Genomic DNA, 3,850 nt, shown 5'->3' on the forward strand with positions numbered 1-3,850 from the left:
CATAGATATACCTCTTTCTTAACTATGCTTATTTTACCTCATATTTTCGAGATCCTTAACAGGTTCTTAATTTCTCAAAAAAATCCTTTAACAAAAAAGAGCATTCTGTTTCTAATATCCCACCATAAACTTCAGGTATATGGCTGCAAAATTGAAATATCTTAGCACCATTTTCAATTCCTCCACCTTTTGGATTATAAGCTCCAAAGTACAATCGTTTAATTCTGGCAAAGGAAATGGCTTGAGCACACATCGGACATGGTTCTAATGTTACGTACATATCAGCATCACAAAGCGTGGGAGTTGAAAATGCTTGTCTGATTGCTAACATCTCTGCATGCGCAGTTGGATCGCTGGATATATTGTGTGCAGAAGAAATGATATTGTCTCCACTCACTATTACAGCACCTATGGGCACCTCATCATTTTTTTGAGCGAGTTTGGCTTGCTCTATGGCAAGCTCCATATATTGATACTTAAACACTAGGCACTTATTTCTTATCAATTGCTGCTTTAACGAACGACACGAAAAGAGAATGAGGAGAAAACGGCTTTGATTGAAATTCTGGATGAAACTGCACACCAATAAACCACGGATGACTCCCTAACTCCACTGCCTCTATGCACGTTCCATCTTCTGATATGCCACTGCATAGCAGCCCATTTTTTTCCAAATCATCTTTATAATCTGAATTGATTATGTATCTATGCCTGTGTCTTTCTGAAATAGTAGTGTTACTATATGCATCCATCATTTTAGAGTTTGCATTTATATTACATTTGTATGCCCCAAGTCTCATGGTTCCACCAAGATCGTCATCTTGATCGCCAGCTAACTTAACGATTGGATGTTTACAGTTACGAAATTCTTCAGAGTGTGCATCTTCAAGCTTAACAACATTACGAGCAAATTCAATAATTGCAAGCTGCATACCAAGGCAAATTCCGAAAAATGGGATATTATTTGTACGGGCATAATTTATTGCTAATATTTTACCCTCTACTCCGTCATCACCAAACCCCCCTGGAACAAGGATTGCATGAGAATTCTGTAATTTCTCTCCTATAAGTTTTTCATTTATAGGTTTTTCTTCCTTCTCTCTTGAGTTAACCCAATTTATCTTTGCTTTGACTTTATTACTAATCGCACCATGATTTAATGCTTCAATCAGTGATTTGTATGCATCAGGGAATTCGGTGTATTTTCCCACTATAGATACAGTAACTTCCTGTGTTGGGTGCCTTATGGAATGCACTATTTGATCCCATTCAGTCAAGCTTGGTTTTGGCTTACTTAAATGAAAGTGCTCCAAAATTTGCGTATCAAGCCCACATTGGCTATACAACACCGGTAACTCATATATATGACTCACATCAGGGGCAGGTATTACATTGGATAAAGAAACATTGCAAAGCTTAGCTATTTTCTCTCTTTGATTATCGAAAATTTCTTTCTCACTGCGGCATAATATAATATCTGGTTGTAACCCCGCGGAATTTAACTCTCGAACTGAATGCTGCGTTGGTTTTGTCTTTAATTCTTGCGCTGCGGTAAGATATGGTATTAAAGTTAAGTGAATCAGGATAATTCTTTGTTTTCCTAATGTGTAGTTAACTTGGCGTATAGCCTCCAAAAATGGTTGGCTTTCAATGTCACCTACAGTTCCGCCTATTTCACATATTACAAAATCTAAACCTTCCGTACCATTAAAAATGAACGATTTGATCAAATCTGTCACATGAGGAATGACTTGCACAGTTTTGCCCAGATAATCACCACGCCTCTCTTTCTTCAATAACTCATGATATATCTTACCAGTTGTTATATTATCATCTTTTGTTGCTTTAATTCCAGTAAAACGCTCATAATGCCCAAGATCCAAATCAGTTTCAGCACCATCTTCGGTAACAAATACCTCTCCGTGCTGAGTTGGGTTCATTGTTCCAGGATCAATGTTGAGATACGGGTCAAGTTTTCTGATACGGATCTTAAAACCATGAGCTTGAAGAAGCGCACCAACACTCGAAGCAACTAAGCCTTTACCAAGCGATGACACAACTCCACCTGTGACAAAGATAAATTTAGCTTCCTTCATTAATTTTCAAATGGAACAGAAGTAGATTCACTTTCTTGCTTTTTTTCTAATATAATTTTTTCTGCGATCGATTTTTTATGTACGTCTTTTGAACATAATCCTGACAATAGCAATGTGTTTATAATAAACAATCCAGCAACAATAGCCGTTATTCTGCTGAGCGGGTTTTCAGAAGATTTCACCGGAATCATCGAATTGACCCCCTGTTGTGTATTACTAAAACCACTTAACGAACTACTTCCAGGCGGCTGCAAGAGCACTAAAATTACTAACACAACAACCAATATTATTTGAAATATACTTAATACCGCTACTGACATTATAGATAGGGCTGAAAATAAAAATCTTAGCAGTACAAAGCACGTAAGTCAAGAACATCTGTCACCCAAGTAGTTTGAAATCTAAGTATGTATTTACTGCTTACCTTATTTTGATTAACATATGCATAAGACTTTGGGCTTAATATGTATCACATTTTAAAATACAAAGATTATGAACCAAAAATAGACGAAAGTGCTTTCATCGCAGGTGGTTCGCATATCATAGGCAAGGTTGAAATAGGAAGAAATGCGAGCATCTGGTTTAATTGTGTGGTCAGAGGGGACGTTGGATCAATAAAAATAGGTGATGGAACAAATATTCAAGATGGAACGGTAATTCATGTGGATAGAAACCCAGGTGGTGACACAATTATTGGCAGCATGGTAACAGTGGGACATTTTTGTATGTTGCATGCATGCACGGTGCATGATAAAGCGTTTATTGGTATGGGCTCTACCGTGATGGACCATGCAGTTGTGGAGTCTGAAGCTATGGTAGCTGCTGGCTCGCTAGTGACACATGGAAAAGTAATAAAAAGTGGGGAAATATGGGCTGGCAGGCCAGCAAAATTCTTCAAAAAAATGTCGAATGAAGAAATTAAACATATTACACAATCAGCACAAAATTATATTATGCTAATGAAGGAATATAAAAACTGAAGTTCGCGTCAAGTGTTTTACTTGACACGTACATTTCGGCTTAACCCTTGTTACTTCTTTTTCCCATCTCATTTACTTCTTGTTCTTTTGCCCCATCTACTTGAGTACTAGGTAATACTGCATATGTAATACCACCAGCTACGAGTGCAGATGTTACTGCTATACCAATTATTACTAACATCTCTAACCTAACTGTATGTTCAAGTGCAGTAAATGCTATCAGTCCAGCAGCAAGACCAACACCAACAGTAGCGGTGTACCTCGCTCCATTGCCTTGTTTTGGTTGCTCAGTTGTTTTGCTTTTATCTTCTAGTGTTTGTTTTTCCTTCTGTAATTTATCAACAAGACTTTTACTCTCTTCTAATTGTTTATTTAACTCCACAACTTCAGCATTTTTAGCTTGCAACTGCTGAACTTGAGCTTTTAATTGTGTTATTTCCTCATCTTTAGCTTGTAACTGAGCAGCACTTGGTCGGTTGTTTAGCTGTTCTTGTAAATCTTTTATTTCATCGTCTTTAGCTTTTAACAGAGTAGCATCTGGTTGGTTGTTTAGCTGTTCTTGTAAATCTTTTATTTCATCGTCTTTAGCTTGTAACTGTTGCTGTAAGTTCGCAACTTCTTGTGTATTTTGTTGAGCTTTTAATGCCATTATTTCCTCGTCTTTCTCTTTTAACTGCTGCTTACTCCGTTGTAGTCTTTTACTTGCGTGTGTCCAGAGAAGGTGAGTATGTTCAGTAGGAGTTAAACCTACCGGGATAAAAGTCGGAGTCCCGT

The 3,850-nt window shown here is 37.4% G+C and carries 4 protein-coding genes and 1 pseudogene; 1 reads left to right on the forward strand and 4 read right to left on the reverse strand.

The genetic code is table 11. The features are described from left to right. Nucleotides 1-55 precede the first annotated feature (55 nt). The 3 genes from OZD61_RS00370 to secG are packed head-to-tail and all read right to left on the reverse strand — an operon-like array spanning nt 56 to nt 2,416. Nucleotides 56-466, reverse strand: coding sequence for a nucleoside deaminase (locus OZD61_RS00370; RefSeq protein ID WP_274979428.1), 411 nt, complete (start codon nt 464-466; stop codon nt 56-58). Between the two features lie 25 nt (nt 467-491). After that, nucleotides 492-2,096 carry a CTP synthase gene (locus tag OZD61_RS00375; protein ID WP_274979429.1) on the reverse strand — a complete coding sequence of 535 codons (1,605 nt, stop codon included), beginning with the start codon at nt 2,094-2,096 and terminating at the stop codon, nt 492-494. Continuing rightward, nucleotides 2,096-2,416, reverse strand: coding sequence for a preprotein translocase subunit SecG (gene secG, locus OZD61_RS00380; protein ID WP_007548880.1), 321 nt, complete (start codon nt 2,414-2,416; stop codon nt 2,096-2,098). Before secG ends, OZD61_RS00375 begins: the two co-directional genes overlap by 1 nt. A gap of 144 nt (nt 2,417-2,560) precedes the next feature. Between secG and OZD61_RS00385 the strand changes: the two genes are divergently transcribed. Continuing rightward, on the forward strand, nt 2,561-3,076 hold the full coding sequence (locus OZD61_RS00385) for a gamma carbonic anhydrase family protein (protein WP_182320224.1): 516 nt from the start codon (nt 2,561-2,563) through the stop codon (nt 3,074-3,076). Nucleotides 3,077-3,116: 40 nt separating this feature from the next. Here the strand turns inward: OZD61_RS00385 and OZD61_RS00390 are convergent. Further along, a pseudogene (locus OZD61_RS00390) lies at nt 3,117-3,850 on the reverse strand (hypothetical protein); the annotation flags it as partial.

This window comes from Wolbachia endosymbiont of Drosophila bocki (genome assembly GCF_028982005.1).
Classification (GTDB): Bacteria; Pseudomonadota; Alphaproteobacteria; order Rickettsiales; family Anaplasmataceae; genus Wolbachia; species Wolbachia pipientis.